Origin of the sequence: Arthrobacter sp. 9MFCol3.1 (assembly GCF_000620385.1) — a bacterium.
GTDB lineage: Bacteria > Actinomycetota > Actinomycetes > Actinomycetales > Micrococcaceae > Arthrobacter.
On sequence record NZ_JIBJ01000007.1, the window covers coordinates 107,949 to 124,970 of the forward strand.

Sequence of the window (17,022 nt, forward strand, 5' to 3'; positions counted from 1 at the left end):
TGCCGGGACTGGACTGCTCCCCCGGACGCGGCGATGATGAAAGCAGGCGTGGGGACAGGATGGTCGGCCGCGGCATGCGGTTGATCCCGCGCATGTTCCCGCGCAGTGGAGGCGCAGGGGCATGTCACGCAAATCGGAACACCCGGGGCATGCGCCCGCCGGCGCAGTCCACGTCTTCGATGAACAGTTCCTCGCAGCCTATTACGAGCACGCTGCGCCCGAGGACCTCCAAGGCTACAGTCCCGAAAACCTTGAGACGCGGGCCAGGCGCCATGCGGAACTGGCCGACAGCCGCCGGTCGGGCACCGCGGCCGTCGCCATCCTGAACGAAAGCGACGCCAGCGTCCTGCTGGTGGTTGCAGACACCCTGCCGCATCTGATCCATTCGCTCACCGCCGAGCTGGCCCGCGAAAACGAGTCCATCAGGTTGCTGGTGCATCCCAATTTCCTGGTGCGGCGGGATCCGCGGACTGGCCGGCTGATGGAAATACGGCATGGGTCCTCGCAGCCCGCACAGGCGGGCCGAATCGCCGGCATCCCGGGCGCTGTGGCGGCCGGCGCCGCCCAGGAGCCGCCGGGGTGGACGTCCGAAACCTGGGTGGCGGCGGAGATTGGCCGCCTGCCGGGGTCACGGGCCGTCGCGGAGCTCACCGGCAACGTGCGTCGTGTCCTGGCGGACGTCCAATTGGTTGCGGACGACACCCCCGCCATCCACGCCAGCCTCGCCCGCGCCATCAATTCCCTGGACCTGCTGCCCGCAGGCACGGTTCCGACCCCGGAGCAGCTCGGCGAGCTCCTGGACTGGCTGGACCGCGGCAACTTCACGTTTTTGGGTTACAGCGAATTTGAATACTCGACGTCGGAGGGCACCGATGTCGTGGCGTTGCGGCCGGGCACGGGGCTGGGTTTGCTCAGGGACGGTCGGCCGGAGGCCCGCCAGCCCGTTACGGGCCTACCCCATTCACAGGTTCTCACCATCTCCATTTCTGATCTGAGATCGTCGGTCCCCCGCCCGGCCTACCTGGATGAAATCCTCGTCCGGACCTTCGGCAGCGCAGGGAAAGGCACGGGAGAAGTGCGGTTTGTGGGCCTCTTCGCCCCGGGCGCCACGGGCCGGTCCGTGCGGCGCATCCCGATGATCCGGGACAAGGTGCGCGCCATCCGGGAACGCTTCGGCTTCACCGAGGCCTCCCACCAGGGCAAACAGCTTCTCACCGTCCTCGAGTCCTTCCCCTTGGACGAGCTGTTCCATCGGGACCTGGATGAACTTTTCGGGCTCGCCCGGGAGATCCTGCTCCTGCAAGCGCACCACCAGACACGGGTGTTCCTGCGCTCTGACAGCTATGGCCGCTTCATGACAGCCCTGGTGTTCCTCCCCCGGCACAGGTACAGCACGGCCGTGCGCCTCCGGATCGAAAACGAGCTCAAACAGGCTTTCAGGTCCTCCTCGCTCGAATTCGAAGTCCGGCTGAGTGAATCCCCGATGGCCCGCGTGTTCTTCCGGATACAACTGCCGACCGGCGGGATGCCCGACGTCGATTCCGCTGCGGTGGAACGGAGCATTATCAGCGCCACGCGGACCTGGGCCGCGGGCCTGGACGAAGCGCTCCGTGCCAGGTTGCCGTCCGCGGAGGCCAGCCGGCTTTCGACGCTGTGGTCCGCCGCCTTCCCGGCCAGCTACCGGGCTGATTTCGACGTCGAGGACGCGGTTGAAGACATCAGACGGTTTGAGAAGTTCGATCTCGACGGAACTGGCGGCCGACCGCTGAACGATCCTCAGCTGGCCGTTCATGTCCCCACGGCTGCGGCCCCGACGCTGGCCGAAGACGCTCGGATCCGGCTCTACCTGACCACCGCCCATAGCCTGACGCGGATCCTGCCGTTCTTCCACAACCTCGGCCTGGAGGTGCTGAACCAACGGCCCTTCGATGTTGTGCGCGGGAGCGACCGGCCGTTGTTCCTCTATGACCTCGGCGTCCGGTACCCAGCGGGCGTGGATCCGGCCCGGACCAGCGGGCTGCTGCGGGATGCCTTCGCCGCCGCCATGCGCGGGGACTCGGAATCGGACCGCTTTGACGGCCTTGTCCTCCGGGAGGGCATCGAGTGGCGCCAGGCGGCAATCCTGCGCAGCTATGCCAAGTACCTGCAGCAACTGGGCACGACGACCTCCTACGGCTTCATGGCCGACACCCTGCTGGCCAATGCCCGGGCCACCCATGCGCTCTTGGCGCTGTTCCGGGCCAAGTTTGATCCCGACCTGCCGGCGCCGGGCCGGTCCGGGGACACCGACGCGGCCCGGAAGGAACTGCTGGCCGCGGTCGACGACATTCCCGTCCTCGACGCCGACCGGCTGCTGCGCACCTTCATGAACCTGGTGGAATCCACGCTCCGCACCAACTACTTCCAGGGGCGGCTCCACCTGAGCTTCAAGCTGAACCCCGCCGCTATTGCCAGTGCGCCGCTTCCGCGTCCCAAATACGAAATCTGGGTGTACTCGCCCCGCGTCGAAGGCGTCCACCTGCGTTTCGGGGCACTGGCCCGGGGCGGGTTGCGCTGGTCCGACCGAAGCGAGGATTTCCGCACCGAAGTCCTGGGCCTGGTCAAGGCGCAGAACGTGAAGAACTCGGTGATTGTGCCCACCGGCGCCAAGGGCGGTTTTTATCCCAAACAATTGCCGGACCCCTCCATGGACCGCGACGCTTGGCTGACGGAGGGCCTTCAGTGCTACCGGATCTTCGTCCGCGGGCTGCTGGACGTCACCGACAACCTGGTCGCCACCGCGCACGGGGAAACAGTGGTGCCTCCGGCGCGGGTGGTGCGGCACGACGTCGACGACTATTACCTCGTGGTGGCCGCGGACAAGGGAACAGCGTCATTTTCCGATGCTGCGAACGCGGTGGCCGAGGAATACGGCTTCTGGCTGGGCGATGCTTTCGCGTCCGGCGGGACGGTGGGCTTTGACCATAAGCAGATGGGCATCACGGCCCGCGGGGCTTGGGAATCCGTGAAGCACCATTTCCGCGAACTCGGGGTGAACTGCCAGGAAGAGGACTTCACTGTTGCCGGCATCGGCGACATGAGCGGCGACGTCTTTGGGAACGGGATGCTTCTTTCCCGCCACATCCGCCTGGTGGCAGCTTTCGATCACCGGCACATCTTCCTTGACCCGGCGCCGGATGCGGCGGCCTCGTTCGAGGAACGGCAGCGGCTCTTTGCCCTCCCCCGCTCCTCCTGGGCAGACTACAATCCAGCGCTGATCAGCAAGGGTGGTGGTGTCCACTCCCGCGGGGCCAAGGCGATCAGCATCACGGAACAGGTCAGGAGTTCCCTCGGCCTGGACCCGGGCACCGTGTCGCTGCCACCCCACGCGCTGCTTCAGGCCATCCTCCGGGCGCCCGTGGACCTGCTGTACAACGGCGGCATTGGAACCTACGTCAAGGCCTCGTTGGAAGGCAACGCCGAGGTTGGCGACAAGGCGAACGACCCCATCAGGGTCAACGGCAGTGAGGTCCGAACGAAGATCATCGCCGAGGGCGGGAACCTGGGAATCACGCAGCTCGGGCGGATTGAGGCCGCCCTCTCCGGCGTCCTGCTCAATACCGATGCGATCGACAACTCAGCCGGAGTTGACTGCTCGGATCATGAGGTAAACATCAAGATCTTCGTGGACCGGATGATCGCCGCGGGAAAGATGAAGCCGGCGGAACGCGCGGGCTTCCTGCATTCCCTCACGGACGAAGTGGCCAGCCTGGTCCTGGCCAATAACACGGACCAGAATGTCCTGCTCTACAACGACCGGCACCTGGTGCTGGCGTGGAGCCCGGGTTTCGAACGGACCATGGACTGGCTCGAGAACGCCACCGACCTTGACCGCAGGCTGGAGGGTCTGCCCAGCAACGAACTGCTCCGGGAACGGCTGCGGTCCGGTGAGGGCCTGACCGCGCCCGAACTTGCGGTGCTGGCCGCTTACGCCAAGATCGAACTGGCCGCGGAGCTCAATGCCAGCGACCTTGCCGACGACCCGTGGTTCCGGCGCGTCCTGCGCGGGTACTTCCCGCGCCGGCTGTCCGAACGCTTCGAAGCAGAGCTTGAGGGCCACCCTCTGCGCCGCCAGATCGTGTGCACAGTGGTGGCCAACGACATGATCAACCTCGGCGGAATCACGTTCGCCTTCCGCGCCATCGAGGAAACCACTGCGACGGCCGCAGGTATAGCCAGGGCCTTTGTGGTGGCGCGGGAAGCCTACGACCTGCCGTGGATCGTCAACCGGCTGGCCGCACTCCCCGCCGGATATCCCAACGAAGTCATCGCCGAAGCGACCCTGCACATGCGCAGGGTCCTGGACCGGGCCACGCGGTGGTACGTGACGCACGACCACCGCGACCAGCCCGTGGACGCCGCCTTGGGCAGGATCATGCCCACCCTGGACCTGCTGCGGACCCGGACCGTGGACTACCTCCGCGGCTCCGACCTGGACCGTGTGCAAGAGCGGCTCGCGCACTGGGACGCCGTGGGGATGCCCCCTGAGCTGGGCCGGCGGGCCTCGGACCTGTTGGAGAGTTTCGGGCTGCTGGACATCTCCCTGATCTCCGAAGGAGTACGCGAACCGATCGCCGCCATCGCCGAGGTGTACTACGCGGTGTTCCAGCGAATCGGCGCCGCGAACCTGCTGCTCAGCATCACCGACCTGCCCCGGCAGAGCCGCTGGGAGGCCCTCGCTCGGGCCGCCCTGCGCGATGATGTGTATTCCGCTGTAGCGGACATGACCGTCTCGGTGATGGAGACCACCCACGGCCCTGGTGCCGCAGAGGCCGGCACATCCGACGCCGTGGAGCGCATCGTGGAGTGGGAACGCGGTCACCAGGAGCAGCTGGGCCGGCTCAAGGACACCTTCGCGGAAGTGACCAAACCGGGGCAGGTGGACATCGCCTCGATCTCTGTGGCGCTGAAACTCCTGCGGACACTGGTGCGGCGCTAGGCTGTCGCCACCGCCAGGTCCACCCGGACGTCGGGCTGGACGCCGCAAGTGCACCGCAACTCACAGTTCTTCGGACGCTTACCCGCAGGAAACACAGCCGAAACCGCTGGTGCCTAGCCTTGGACTGCATAACACTTCGGCGAATCGAGGCAGTCATGCAGACCAACCCGCGGCTCAACATCCGTCAGGTCACCTGGGCGAACCCCGTCGGCGCGGACCTGAGGGCCGCCCAGCAGGCGGAACTCGAGGCCCGTTTCGGCCGCCCCGACCACGAACCCGGCCCGCCGCCGTCGGAAGCGGACACCGCGGTGTTCCTGGTGGCGCACGACAAGGCCTCAGGCCAGCCGGTCGGCTGCGGCGGCCTTCGCATGCTGGACGCGCACACCGCGGAAATCAAACGCCTCTACGTGCTGCCCTACACCCGCGGCTCGGGCGTGGCGAGCTCCATCCTCGCGGCCCTCGAAGCCCACGCCTACGCGCTGGGGATTACCACCCTGACGGCGGAGGCCGGCTCGGTGCAGACCGACGGGCGGCAGTTCTACGAGAACTCCGGCTTCGTGTCCGTGCCGAACTTCGGCCCCTATGTCGGCATGGTGCACTCGTACTGCTACGCGAAGCCGATCGATTCGCACAGCGCCGCGCACACCGCCATGGCGTAAGGCGGTGCGGCGCCGGGCTGCTGCGTCACACAACGCCGCCCCTCACGGAGTCGGCTAACCTCGCACTATGGAACCGGCCGACATCACCTTCCGCACCCGCAAATGGGTGCGGCCCGAGGACCTCAACGCCAACGGCACCCTGTTCGGCGGGAGCCTGCTGAAGTGGATTGACGAGGAGGCGGCCATCTACGCCATCCTGCAACTGGGCAACGGCCGGGCCGTCACCAAGTACATCTCCGAAATCAACTTCGTCAGCTCCGCGGTCCAGGGCGACCTGATCGAAATGGGCCTGACCGCGACCCGCTTCGGCCGGACATCGCTGACCATGCGCGCCGAAGTCCGGAACATGATCACGCGCCGCAGCATCCTCACCATTGATGAGATCGTCTTCGTGAACCTGAGCCCGTCCGGGAAGCCCGAGCCGCACGGCTACACCGAAATCACTTATGACCGGGACCGGATTCCGACGCACCACCTGACCGAGACCCTGGACCAGGACTAGCCAAGCCCAGCAGCGCGTCCCGCACAGGCTGGCCCCGCTCCGCCAGGGCCAGGCGCATCACGGCCGACGACGCCCACCGCAAAGCCTGCGTGCGCAGGTGACGCGCCCGGTTGTAGGCGCTCAGCGCCTCGTCCACGGGCCGGGTATTGAGCAGCGCCGCGAGGGTCACGGCGTCGACCAGCGCCTCGCAGGCGCCCCGGCCAAGGTTGGGTGTCATCGCGTGGGCGGCATCGCCGAGCAGTGCCACCCGGGCGCGGACATAGCTACCAAGCGGCGGCGCCGTCCAGATCCGCTGCGCCAGGGTCGTTTCCGGTACCGCAGCCGCCAGGACGCCGCGGATGCCCGGGGCGTAACCGCTATAGCGGACCCGGGTTTCCGCCAGGACCGCGGCGACGTCGAGGCTTCCGCGTCCCGGCCCGGAGCGGAACGCCGCGTACCAGTTGGTCCCGGCCGCCGCGGGACCAATCCCGAAGAGCTGCCCGCGGCCCCAGTATTCGCCCGTGTGTCCCCGCCACAGCGATCCGGGAACCACGCCGCGGACCGCGAGGTAGCGGGTGGGCCGGGCACCGGAGCGGGCGCCCCAGCAGCTGCGGCGCACCGCGCTGTGGACGCCGTCGGCGCCCACCACGAGGCCGGCGGGACCGGGCCGGACGACGTCGAGGCGGCCGGACACCCGGCGCACGCTGCCCGGAACGGCAGCGTCGAGGAGCCGGATGAGGTCAACCCGGGAGACGCCGATCAGGCCCGTCGCCTGCGCTGATGTCCATGGCCTCCCGGAGGCCGCCCGGACGGTCATGCCGTCGATCGCCGGGCTGGCCTCCCTGACGGCGTCCAGGATGCCCAAATCGCCGAGGGCGCGCTGGGCCGCGGGCCACATGGCCAAGGATGTCCCCACGGTCGGGAGTCCGTACCGCTGTTCGGTGACGGTGACCTCGAAACGCGCGGGATCCAGCCGGGCTGCAAGAGCCAGCCCGGCGATGCCGCCGCCGATGATGGAAACAGCTTGCGGGCGGGGCCGATCATGCGGTTGTCCGGTCAGGTCCAGAAATCGTCTGCCTTGGCCGTGTCCTCGAAGAACTCCCGCCCTTCCGTGATCTTTCCGTCGCGGACCACAAACGTGATGACGGTGGCCATGTCCAGGGTCTTGCCGTTGTTTTCACCGCGGGTGTGCTGGATCGCTACCGTGTAGTTTTCGCCGCCGACGATGTCCTCGAGGTTGGCTTGGAAGGAACCCTGGGTGCGCGCTCCCAGTTCGCCGAAGTACGCCAGGACCGCGTCGCGACCCTGTTTGGTTCCGGACAGCACGCCACTTCCGGCAACGTGCCAGACTGCGTCCTCCGCGAACATGTCGCTGAGGGTCGCCATATCCCCTGAATTGAAGGCCGCATACCCCCGCCGAACCAGTTCAACATTCTCTGCCGTTCCCATGATCGGACACCTCTCCGTCGTCCTTGTCGGGCCATGCTGGGACGGTTCAAGGCTAGTCCTGGCCCCGGTGCCTGTCGACGGAAATATGCGCTTCTTCCCGGGGATCCTGCCGGTGCTCTAGCGGGCTCCCGGCCAGCCGGTGTAGGCCTCCGCGAGGTAGGCGCTGCCGTGGCGGGAGGACACCACGGATTGGAGCTCGCCAAGCTGGCGGGCACGGGAGAAGTCATCGGCGCCGGCCGGGGTGTGCAGCATGGAGGTCATCCAGTAGGAGAACTGCTGGGCCTTCCACACTCTGTCCAGGGCGCGGTCGCTGTAGGCATCCAGGAGCGCGGCGGAGCCGGTGGAATAGAAGCTGTCGAATCCCTCGAAGAGGACCTTGACGTCGTTCAGGGCCAGGTTCAGGCCCTTGGCCCCCGTGGGCGGCACCGTGTGCGCGGCGTCCCCGGCGAGGAACAGGTTGCCGTGCCGCATGGGGGCGTGGACAAAGCTGCGGAACTTCAGGACCGTCTTGTCGATCACTGGCCCTTCCTTGACCTCGAAGCCGTTGCCGTTGACGCGGCTGCGGAAGGCGTCCCAGATGCGGTCGTCATCCCAGTTGTCGACGTCTTCGTTGGGGTCGCACTGGAAGTACATCCGCTGGACCGTCTCTGTGCGCTGGCTGATCAGGGCGAAGCCGTTCCCGGAGTTGGCGTAGATCAGCTCGTCCGAGCTGCGCGGTGCCTCGGCCAGGATGCCGAACCAGGCGAAGGGGTACTCGTGGAAGTACCACTTGCGGTGCGTCTCGGGAATCTGGAACCGGCAGTGGCTGCGCGAACCGTCCGCGCCGGCGATGAAGTCTGCCTGGAGCTCGTACTCGACGCCGTCCGCGTCCGTAAACCAGACCTTGGGCTGGGCTTCGATGTCGTGGATGGTGGTGTCCGTGACGCCGTACCGGACATCGCCGCCGTCGGCCTTCCGGCGTGCGGCGAGGTCCAGGAACACGTCCGTCTGCGGGTACAGCCACACCGATTCCCCGACGAGGTCCTGGAAGTCGATCCGGTGGCTTTCGCCGTTGAAGCGCAGTTCGATGCCGTCATGGCGGTCACCGTCACGCAGCACGCGGTCGGAGACGCCGCCGTCGACCAGCATATTGACCGAGCCGTGCTCCAGGATGCCGGCGCGGACCGTCTCGGAGATCTCCTGGTGGCTGCGGATCTCCAGGACGGTGGACTCGATGCCGGCCCTGGCCAGCAGGTGGGACAGCATGAGCCCGGCCGGACCGGCCCCGATGATGGCTACCTGGGTGGTGATGACTTTTCGCTGTGCCATGTGCGTCTCGCTTCGTTGCGGGTCCCCGGGGGCGGGCGCCTGGGGCCGGTTGGGTTCGTCTGGCTAACAGTGTGCCCCCACGGCCGTGATGCGCGTTACAGAGATTCCGCTGAATGGAATGCCGGGTTCTCGCGGGGCTCGCCAAGCCGCCGCCCGATTCCGCGCGCCGCGGTCTGGAGGGCGGGAACGAGCGCCTGCAGGCGCACTTCTCGAAGGGGAACGACGACGCCGAGGGCCGCCACCGCGTGCTTCCTGCGGTCCAGCACGGGAACCGCGATCCCCCACGTGTCCGGGTCTACGACGCCGGCCAGCTGGGCATAACCCTGATGGGCGGCTTCGCCCAGGAGGGCACGGAGGTCCGCCAGGGCCAGCCGGCCGGTCGGATCACTGAATCCCTCAAGGTATTCGGCCTGGACGGGGCGGGGCTGGTTGGCCATGAGCACCAGCCCGGCGGAAGACACGTGCACGGGCATCCGCCCGGCCACCTGCGCCCGGTTGGCGACGGAGCCGCGGCGGGACAGCCGCTCCACAAAGAGCGCTTCCCGCCCGTCCAGCACCGCGAGGTTCACGTTTTGATGCAGCACCTGCTGGATGTCCTCCATGAACGGCAGGGCGGCCTGGCGGAGCTCGAGCGTGGGCGAATTGCGGTTGGCGAGTTCCCAGAGCCGCAGGCCCAGGCTGACGGAGCCGCCGGGGCCGACGACGAGCAGGCCATGTCCGGCGAGTTGCCGGACGAGCCTGTGCGCGGTGGTCAGGGGGAGCTCCGCCCTCGCGGCGAGCTCCGAGAGCTGCAGCGCCGTGACACCTTCGGGGAACGCGGCAATTAACCGCAGGACCCGGTCCACCACCGAATCGCCGGAGTTCGAATTGGCCACCATGCCCCTTCCGTTGAATGGTTTTAAGTGTCCCATGCAACACGGTGCAGTGATAGAACTCTCACAATGGGAAAGGGGCCGGCCGGCACCGGCCGGCCGCCCGGAATCACATCAATACTAATGCTGAGGTAACAATGTCAACGTCGTCATTGGACAAGTCGTCATCGGGGCAGAAATCACGGTGGCCCGTGTGGCTCTGCTGGCTGGCCATGGTGCTGGACGGCTTTGACCTGGTGGTGCTCGGCACCGTCATCCCGACCCTCATCAAGTCGCAGGAACTTGGCTTCGATGCCGTTGGGGCGACGTTCGCGGCAACCGTCTCCCTGGTGGGTGTGGGGCTCGGCGCGCTCTTCATCGCCCCGCTCTCGGACCGCCTCGGCCGGCGGAACCTGCTGGTGGCCTGCGTGGCGTGGTTCTCCCTCTTTACGATCGCCGTCGTCTTCGCACCCAACGTGGCGTGGTTCAGCACGTTCCGGCTGCTGGCCGGCCTCGGCCTGGGCGCCTGCCTGCCCGCCGCCCTGGCGTACATGAACGACTACGCACCCGCCGGAACGGCCGGAAAGTCCACCACCCGGACCATGACCGGGTACCACGTCGGCGCCGTGGCCACCGCATTCCTGGCCCTCATGGTCATTCCGAGCTGGCGGACCATGTTCGTGGCCGGCGGCCTGGCCGGTTTCGCCCTGGTTCCCTTCCTGTGGTTCAAGCTTCCGGAGACCCTCCCGCCGGTCCACCACATCCCCGCCGCCGCGAAGTCCGCAACCGCCAGGTCTGCAGCTGCCTCCCCTGCCGGCACCCCGGCGGCCACTCCGGACAGGGCAGTGGCCGCGCCCTCGCCCGCGGAGGAACGCGCCAGCTTCCGCGACCTGGGCCGCAAGCCCTACCCGCTGATTGCGGCCGGCGTGGCCGTGGCTTCCTTCATGGGGCTGCTGCTGGTCTACGGCCTGAACACCTGGCTGCCGCAGCTCATGGCCTCCGCCGGCTACAGCCTGAACGCCGGCCTCGCCTTGCTCCTGGTCCTGAACGTGGGCGCCGTGGTGGGTCTGCTGATCGCCGGGGTCCTGGCGGACCGGCACGGCACCAAGAAGATCGTCCTGCTCTGGTTTGGCCTCTCCGCCGTGTTCCTGGCCGCGCTCAGCATCCAGATCCAGAACGAAGTGGTGCTCTATGCCGCCGTGTTTGTGACCGGCGTGTTCGTCTTCAGCTCCCAGGTTCTGGTCTACGCCTGGGTCAGCCAGCTCTTCCCGGTCCGCCTGCGCGGCACCGCCCTTGGCTTCGCCGCGGGCGTGGGCCGGCTGGGAGCTATTTTGGGGCCGGCCGTCACCGGCGCGCTGGTGGCCGCCGGCATCGCCTACCCGTGGGGCTTCTATGTTTTCGCCGCCGCCGCGGTCCTGGCGGTCATCGCCCTCGCCTTCGTCCCGCAGACCGTCCCGGCTGTGTCCCGCACCGGCGCCAGCGTCGGGCACCCGTAGCCGTCCGCCACTCCTAGGGGGAGCGCTCCGGGGCCTGCGCCTCGCGGCGGCCCCTGAGTTTGCGCCACGCGCCGGGCGCCAGCACGACGGCGATGCCGACGGCGGCGCCGATGATGGTCTCGACGATTCTGTCGCGGAGCAGGAGGCCGGGGGGCACGGGCGCCACGAGGAGCGTGGAGGTCAGGGCCAGAGGCGTGACGAATACCTGCGCCAGCATGTACTGCCGGGCGATGAACATCTCGGCGCCGAACTGGCACGCCGCAATCACGAGCACCGTCTGCCAGGGCGTCGGCTGCAGGAGCAGGATTCCGGCGAGCAGCACCAGCCCCAGGGCGGTGCCCGCGACGCGTTGCAGGCCGCGGCTGACGCGGTGCCGGGTGGTGTGGCCCACGAGCGGGACGACGGCGGCCACCATCGCCCAGTAATTGTGGCCAATGCCCAGCCATGCCCCGGCCAAGGTACCCAGTGTTCCCGCCAGGCCTGCCGCCACGAGGTAGCCCCAGCTTTCGTGCCACGCGGTGCGCTTCTCCTCCGGGGTGAGGGGCGCCGGCCTCGGATTCACCCACGGCGTCCGGTGGCTCCGGGCCACCCGCGAGGACTGGCCGAGCAGCAGGGAGAAAGCCACCGTGAGGACCGCCACCAGCATGGCCTGCCACAGCGGCGGCTGGTTGGGGATCGACGCGATGGCCGCGAACGCGAAGATATGGAACAGCGAACCGGAGGGACGCAGGCGCCACCATGCGACAACCAGGGAGCATCCCCACGCGATCACGGTGGTGGCCACGACCAGGACCCACGTGGTGCCGGCCGCCGACAACCCGGCAAGGGCGTCCACCCGCGCGGTGAGGGCGGCCAGGAACATCACCAGCAGCATCAGCCCGCCGCCGCGGACCTGCAGGGTCAGGCGCCTGGCGTGCGGCTCGTTGCGGCCGTAGATGCCGGTGAAGGCGCCGAAGGAAGCGAAGATTGCCAGATCCAGGCGGTCCAGCAGCACCAGCGTGATCAGCGGAACAAAGACTCCCACGGCGCAGCGGAAGGCAACCTGGTGGTCCTTGTTGCCCGGCGCGATGGTGAACATCTCGGCGAACACTTTCATGGCGCCGGCCTCACAGCGAAAAAGTCCTTCATGGGCGGGTTCTCACGGGTCGGGACGCCTTTCTTTGCAGCCGGGGTGTTACGACGGCGGCGCTGGCATCCAAGACGGATCTTACGCCGGAAGGGCGCGGCGGCGGCATCGGAATCCGTTGATCGGGATCGGCCGGCTGCACCGCGAAGTGGTAGCGTCTATCGGTTGAATCAAGCCCGCAACGCATACCGGAGGTTCCCCATGCTCAAAGGATTCAAGGATTTCATCCTGCGCGGCAACGTGATCGAACTGTCCATCGCCGTCGTGGTCGGCACCGCTTTCACCGCCCTGGTCAGCGCGTTCACCTCGAACATCGTCAACCCGATCCTCGCGGCCGCCGGCGGCGTCCAGACCCAGGGCCTGGGCTTTCACATCTGGCCAGGCAACGACAAGACCTTCGTCAACATCGGTGCCGTGGTGACGGCCTTCCTGACCTTCCTCATCACCGCCGCGGTGGTGTACTTCATCTTCGTGGCCCCCATGAACCGGATCAACCGAATGGTCAAGAGCCGGCTCAGCGCAGCCGAGCCCGAGGAAGAGCCGATCCCGGCCGACACCGCGCTGCTGGCCGAGATCCGCGACCTGCTGGCCACTCTGGCCGGTCCGGAAGCCGGCGCAGCCCGCGCCCGGGTCGGGGAGCACCCGGACGGGGAGCACCCGGACGGGAAGGCACAGTCGTCCGAACCGGCCGGAGTCGCAAGCCGAAGTCACGCCTGAGCCCTCATTGCTGTGTGCCCTCTGGCGGGCGGGGGTTCCGGAGTGCTTTGATGTAGACGCCCCCGCCGCGCGAGCCCGGATGCCAAGGAGGAACACCATGCCGGATGTTCACTGGAACCACGAGCTGGTGGACCAATTGGACTGGCACTTTGCCAACCAGGCCCGCCCCCGTCTGGACGGGTTGACTGACCACGAGTACTTTTGGGAGCCGGCGCCGGGCTGGAATGTCCGCCGCAAGGATGCCTCAACGCCCCCGGGCGCGCCGGGTTCGGGCGATTTCACCATTGATTTCAGCTACCCGGAGCCCGTTCCCGCTCCGGTGACAACCATTGCGTGGCGCCTGTGCCACATTCTGGTCGGCGTCCTCGGCGCACGCACGGCATCGCATTTTGGCGGTCCTGCGGTGGACTACCAGTCCTTCGCCTACCCCGGCACCGCGGCCGGGGCACTGGCCCAGCTGGACGAGTACTACGACCGGTGGATCCAGGGCGTGAAGGGCCTCCATGAAGCGGGTTTGGCGGCGCCCTGCGGTCCGGCCGAGGATCCGTTCGCCGATGCCCCGATGGCAGCACTGGTCCTGCACATCAACCGCGAGATGATCCACCACTTGGCCGAGGTCGCCCTGCTCCGCGACCTCTACGCCCACCGTGGCTTGCTCCGGCACGGCGTGGAGGCTGGGCCGGGCTTGTAACAGCCCGCCCTCCTGACCTGTGCCGGTCCCGGTTCCGGCGCGAAACCGTCACCCGGCGGCAATCCGGCCGAAACAGCCGGCCGGAATCATGGGAGCATGACGCGCACCGCCACAGGCAAAAACACAGGCAAAACCCCAGGCAAATCCCAGTCCCCGGCCACCTCCGAGTTGAGCTGCGAAGTGTGCGGCCAGATGCCCGAACCGACCAAGGCGCGGCTGACCCTGGCCAATGTCGCCGTGATGCTTCCGATTGAGCTGCTGGTGCACGCGGCGGTGGTGGGAACCCATCTGCCGTACGTTGCCAAGGTCCTGGTTCTGACCCTGACCGCGACCATCCTGGTGATTTGGGTGGCCGAACCGTCGGCGGCCCGGATGCTCAGGGGCTGGCTGCATGCCCCGGCCCTGCGCCACCGCAAACGGCTCGGCGCCGCACCCGCCCTGTGGCGGGCGCGGACCGTCCTGAAAGACAAGCCCGGGTCGCTGCAGAAACTGACGCAGGCCCTGGCCGGGCTGAACACGAACATCCTCAGCATTCATGTTCACCCCGTGGCCGGCGGTGTGCTGGACGAGTTTGTGCTCTCGGCACCCGGTGAAGTCCGCGAAGCCGAGCTGCTCCGGGCGCTGCGGGCCGGCGGCGGGGCGGATCCGCACGTCTGGCCGACCACCGCCCTGGCCATGGCCGACGGGCAAACCGGCGCGCTGAGCCTGGCCGCCCGGATCGCCGCCAGCCCGGAGGAGCTGCCGCTGGCGGTCGCGGAACTGCTGCGGGCACGGATCATCCCCGGACCGGCTGCCGGCAACGCCGAGGCTTCGCCCCGGCCGGGCGGTGACGGGACGGTCCTGAAAATCCCTACCGCGTGGCACGGCCCCATTACGTTTTCCCGGCCCGGCGAGCCGTTCACGCCAGCCGAATCCGCCCGCGCGCACCGTTTGGCCGAACTCGCGGAGATCCTGGCGCACCGGCCGGCGGCACGTTAGCCGGCCCGCCCGGCCCGGCAATGGTTGGCCCGGGGTCAGATGCCTGTCATCCGGATGGTGAGGGCATCCTGCTCGACCGTGACCTTGAGGTGCTTGGCCTTGCCGAGCGGGTCGCCGTCGAGCTGGAATTCCTGCTCGTGGGCGAGTTCGATCTCGGCTGACTTTCCGGCGAAATATTCCACCGACGCGTTCTTGGCGTTCCTCCGGCCGAAGACGCCGGCCAGCACATCCAGCCAGCCGAACCGGCCGATGGGCGCCAAAATCACGACGTCCAGGATGCCGTCGTCGATCTTGGCGTCGGGGAAGATCTCCACGCCCCCCATGATCTTGCCGCAGTTACCCACCATCACGCTGCGGATCCGGCGCCGTACCGGGTGCTGGCCGTCAATGCTGATTTTCGCCCTGATGGGCTTGCCCGGCAGGTGCCGGATGCCCGCCTCGACATAGGCGAGCCAGCCCACGCGGTCCTTGAGTTCGTCCACGGTGTTGGCCATGATGGCGGCGTCGTAGCCCAGACCGGCCATCACCAGGAAGGTGGACTCCGCCTCGGCGTGGTCCAGCGACGCCTTCACCACATCCACCTTGGTGTCCGTGCCGCTCAGGACGTCGTAGCTGGCAGCCACGGGGTCGGTGATGTCGATGCCGAGATTGCGGGCCAGCAGGTTGCCGGTCCCCAGGGGCACCAGGCCCATCGGCGTTCCGGTGCCTGCGAGGACTTCCGCCACGCAGCGGACCGTTCCGTCGCCGCCTGCGGCGATCACGACGTCGACTCCGGCCTCCAGCGCCTCGCGTGCCTGGCCCAGCCCGGTGTCCTCCTTTGTGGTTTCCAGCCACAGCGGCTCGGCCCAGCCCTGGGTCTCGCAGAGGCGGAAGAAGGAGGCGCGGAAGCTCTCGCCGGGAGACTTCATGGGGTTGATAACCACGGCGGCGCGCCGGGACGCGGCGTTGCCCGGGGTCTCCGGCGTCGCGGTGCTGTTCTCTGTCATGGCGTCCTTAGGGGCAATTGGGCGAAGAGTACCCGAACTAAAATCCTAGCCGCAGTGCCCGCGTAACCTGCGCAGGGCCAGCGCGAATCGTGGACGTGCGCTCCGCAGGCTCACTAGACTGGGCTTCGTGATGTGCCGGACGCTGCGCTCCGGACGCCGAAAGCGGGGGCAGATGACTGAATCGGAAAATTACTCAGCGACGGCAGAATCATCCAGCATTGACCCCCATGACTGGGGCCGGGCGATGGCACTGGCGCTCACACGGCTGGCCGAGCAGATCGCGCCCGGAGACAGCGAAGACATCCATGCCCTGCTGGTGGGCAGGGACTTGCACCTGAAAATCGGTGACGAACCGGGGGGCGTCACGATCACGGTTTCAACAAAGCCCATCCCGGGCCCCGCTTCCTCCTGACGGTTCTCTGCCGAGACGTATCTCTTCTCAGACGTATCCATTCCAGACGTGCCGTCTGGGGCGCGGCTCACCGTCCCGAGGTCAGGTCCTCGGAGATGATTTCCGCCGTGGCCAACGCCGCCTCACGAACGGCCTTGAGGTAGGCATCGGGATCGGGCTGCGCAGACACAGTCTGGGCCTGCAGCGAGACGTTGATCGCCGCCACCACCTTGGGCCCGTCATGGACGGGCGCCGCAATGGACATCAGTCCCAGCTCCAGCTCCTGGTCCAGCAGGCACCAGCCTTGGGCGCGAACAGTATCAAGCTCCGCCAGGAGGGCGGCCCGGGTTCCGATGGCTCCGGGAGTCAGGGGCCGGATCTCGGCAGCCGCGAGGTACTCTTCCAGTTTCGCCGGCGGGAGGGCCGCGAGCAGCACCCTGCCCATGGAGGTGGCATAGGCGGGGAAGCGGGTGCCCACCGTGATGCCGACCGTCATGATCCGCCGGGTGGACACCCGGGCGATGTAGGCGATGTCGGTGCCTTCGAGCACCGCGGCCGACGTCGACTCCCCCAGTTCGAGCGAGAGTTCTTCCAGGTGCGGTTGGGCGAGCTGCGGCAGGGACAGCCCGGACAAGTAGGCGTAGCCGAGCTGCAGCACTTTGGCGGTCAGGGCGAAGATCTTGCCGTCCGTGCGGACATACCCCAGCTCCGCGAGCGTGTGCAGGAACCGCCGGGCCGTGGCCCGGGTCAGCTCGGTCCGGGCCGCGACCTCGGTCAGCGTCATCTTGGGGTGTTCCGTGTCGAAGGCACGGATCACGGCGAGGCCGCGCGCCAGCGACTGCACGTACTGGTCGCTGGCCGCGGGCGCGCCGCCGCTCTTGGCTGGCTCAATCATTTTTCGCCTCTCGGTC

15 protein-coding genes are annotated in these 17,022 nt (G+C 67.8%); 8 read left to right on the top strand and 7 right to left on the bottom strand.

Translation table 11 applies throughout. The annotated features are described in order from the left end of the window. Positions 1–121: 121 nt before the first annotated feature. The 3 genes from C560_RS0108990 (at position 122) to C560_RS21465 (ending at position 6,139) form a co-directional block, all read left to right on the top strand. Entirely contained in the window at positions 122–4,978 is a 4,857-nt protein-coding gene (locus C560_RS0108990) for an NAD-glutamate dehydrogenase (RefSeq protein WP_026537958.1), read from the top strand. 155 nt (positions 4,979–5,133) lie between these two features. Beyond that, a complete protein-coding gene (locus C560_RS0108995; RefSeq protein WP_043422845.1) occupies positions 5,134–5,637 on the top strand; it encodes a GNAT family N-acetyltransferase in 504 nt (167 codons plus the stop codon). A 67-nt stretch (positions 5,638–5,704) separates the two neighbouring features. After that, positions 5,705–6,139, top strand: coding sequence for an acyl-CoA thioesterase (locus tag C560_RS21465; protein WP_018775381.1), 435 nt, complete (start codon positions 5,705–5,707; stop codon positions 6,137–6,139). On the opposite strand, the gene C560_RS0109005 is transcribed toward C560_RS21465, so the two are convergent. From C560_RS0109005 to C560_RS0109025, 4 genes are all read right to left on the bottom strand, one after another. Continuing rightward, entirely contained in the window at positions 6,078–7,130 is a 1,053-nt protein-coding gene (locus C560_RS0109005; protein WP_197026132.1) for an FAD-dependent monooxygenase, read from the bottom strand. The genes C560_RS21465 and C560_RS0109005 overlap by 62 nt on opposite strands. 44 nt (positions 7,131–7,174) lie before the next feature. After that, positions 7,175–7,567, bottom strand: a complete 393-nt coding sequence (locus tag C560_RS0109015; protein WP_026537961.1) for a nuclear transport factor 2 family protein — start codon at positions 7,565–7,567, stop codon at positions 7,175–7,177. 117 nt (positions 7,568–7,684) lie between these two features. Continuing rightward, positions 7,685–8,875, bottom strand: a complete 1,191-nt coding sequence (locus tag C560_RS0109020) for a 4-hydroxybenzoate 3-monooxygenase (RefSeq protein ID WP_026537962.1) — start codon at positions 8,873–8,875, stop codon at positions 7,685–7,687. A gap of 95 nt (positions 8,876–8,970) precedes the next feature. Continuing rightward, positions 8,971–9,750 carry an IclR family transcriptional regulator gene (locus C560_RS0109025; RefSeq protein WP_043422872.1) on the bottom strand — a complete coding sequence of 260 codons (780 nt, stop codon included), beginning with the start codon at positions 9,748–9,750 and terminating at the stop codon, positions 8,971–8,973. A gap of 134 nt (positions 9,751–9,884) precedes the next feature. On the opposite strand from C560_RS0109025, the gene C560_RS21470 reads away from it, so the two are divergent. Beyond that, complete coding sequence (locus C560_RS21470) at positions 9,885–11,222, top strand: MFS transporter (protein ID WP_043422847.1); 1,338 nt, start codon at positions 9,885–9,887, stop codon at positions 11,220–11,222. A 13-nt stretch (positions 11,223–11,235) separates the two neighbouring features. Here the strand turns inward: C560_RS21470 and C560_RS0109035 are convergent, their stop codons facing one another. Beyond that, positions 11,236–12,318, bottom strand: a complete 1,083-nt coding sequence (locus C560_RS0109035; protein ID WP_026537964.1) for an FUSC family protein — start codon at positions 12,316–12,318, stop codon at positions 11,236–11,238. Positions 12,319–12,549: 231 nt separating this feature from the next. Between C560_RS0109035 and mscL the strand changes: the two genes are divergently transcribed. The 3 genes from mscL (at position 12,550) to C560_RS0109050 (ending at position 14,734) form a co-directional block, all read left to right on the top strand. Beyond that, positions 12,550–13,065 carry a large conductance mechanosensitive channel protein MscL gene (gene mscL, locus C560_RS0109040; protein WP_026537965.1) on the top strand — a complete coding sequence of 172 codons (516 nt, stop codon included), beginning with the start codon at positions 12,550–12,552 and terminating at the stop codon, positions 13,063–13,065. 97 nt (positions 13,066–13,162) lie between these two features. Beyond that, complete coding sequence (locus tag C560_RS0109045) at positions 13,163–13,756, top strand: DinB family protein (protein WP_026537966.1); 594 nt, start codon at positions 13,163–13,165, stop codon at positions 13,754–13,756. 96 nt (positions 13,757–13,852) lie between these two features. Continuing rightward, the gene (locus C560_RS0109050; protein ID WP_026537967.1) at positions 13,853–14,734 is read left to right on the top strand and encodes an ACT domain-containing protein; all 882 of its coding nucleotides are present in this window, start codon (positions 13,853–13,855) and stop codon (positions 14,732–14,734) included. 35 nt (positions 14,735–14,769) lie between these two features. On the opposite strand, the gene C560_RS0109055 is transcribed toward C560_RS0109050, so the two are convergent. Continuing rightward, the gene (locus C560_RS0109055; RefSeq protein ID WP_026537968.1) at positions 14,770–15,720 is read right to left on the bottom strand and encodes a diacylglycerol/lipid kinase family protein; all 951 of its coding nucleotides are present in this window, start codon (positions 15,718–15,720) and stop codon (positions 14,770–14,772) included. A 172-nt stretch (positions 15,721–15,892) separates the two neighbouring features. On the opposite strand from C560_RS0109055, the gene C560_RS0109060 reads away from it, so the two are divergent. Beyond that, positions 15,893–16,132: a hypothetical protein gene (locus C560_RS0109060; RefSeq protein WP_018775370.1), complete on the top strand. Its 240-nt coding sequence runs from the start codon at positions 15,893–15,895 to the stop codon at positions 16,130–16,132. Positions 16,133–16,199: 67 nt separating this feature from the next. Here the strand turns inward: C560_RS0109060 and C560_RS0109065 are convergent, their stop codons facing one another. After that, positions 16,200–17,006, bottom strand: a complete 807-nt coding sequence (locus tag C560_RS0109065) for an IclR family transcriptional regulator domain-containing protein (RefSeq protein WP_018775369.1) — start codon at positions 17,004–17,006, stop codon at positions 16,200–16,202. Positions 17,007–17,022: the final 16 nt, after the last annotated feature.

Bases quoted from the DNA above. Each gene is read 5' to 3' on its own strand.
- C560_RS0109055 (WP_026537968.1), bottom strand. From the start codon at position 15,720: ATGACAGAGAACAGCACCGCGACGCCGGAGACCCCGGGCAACGCCGCG.
- C560_RS21465 (WP_018775381.1), top strand. From the start codon at position 5,705: ATGGAACCGGCCGACATCACCTTCCGCACCCGCAAATGGGTGCGGCCC.
- C560_RS0109015 (WP_026537961.1), bottom strand. From the start codon at position 7,567: ATGGGAACGGCAGAGAATGTTGAACTGGTTCGGCGGGGGTATGCGGCC.
- mscL (WP_026537965.1), top strand. From the start codon at position 12,550: ATGCTCAAAGGATTCAAGGATTTCATCCTGCGCGGCAACGTGATCGAA.
- C560_RS0109060 (WP_018775370.1), top strand. From the start codon at position 15,893: ATGACTGAATCGGAAAATTACTCAGCGACGGCAGAATCATCCAGCATT.
- C560_RS0109050 (WP_026537967.1), top strand. From the start codon at position 13,853: ATGACGCGCACCGCCACAGGCAAAAACACAGGCAAAACCCCAGGCAAA.
- C560_RS0108995 (WP_043422845.1), top strand. From the start codon at position 5,134: ATGCAGACCAACCCGCGGCTCAACATCCGTCAGGTCACCTGGGCGAAC.
- C560_RS0109065 (WP_018775369.1), bottom strand. From the start codon at position 17,006: ATGATTGAGCCAGCCAAGAGCGGCGGCGCGCCCGCGGCCAGCGACCAG.
- C560_RS0109035 (WP_026537964.1), bottom strand. From the start codon at position 12,318: ATGAAAGTGTTCGCCGAGATGTTCACCATCGCGCCGGGCAACAAGGAC.
- C560_RS0109020 (WP_026537962.1), bottom strand. From the start codon at position 8,875: ATGGCACAGCGAAAAGTCATCACCACCCAGGTAGCCATCATCGGGGCC.
- C560_RS21470 (WP_043422847.1), top strand. From the start codon at position 9,885: ATGTCAACGTCGTCATTGGACAAGTCGTCATCGGGGCAGAAATCACGG.
- C560_RS0109045 (WP_026537966.1), top strand. From the start codon at position 13,163: ATGCCGGATGTTCACTGGAACCACGAGCTGGTGGACCAATTGGACTGG.
- C560_RS0108990 (WP_026537958.1), top strand. From the start codon at position 122: ATGTCACGCAAATCGGAACACCCGGGGCATGCGCCCGCCGGCGCAGTC.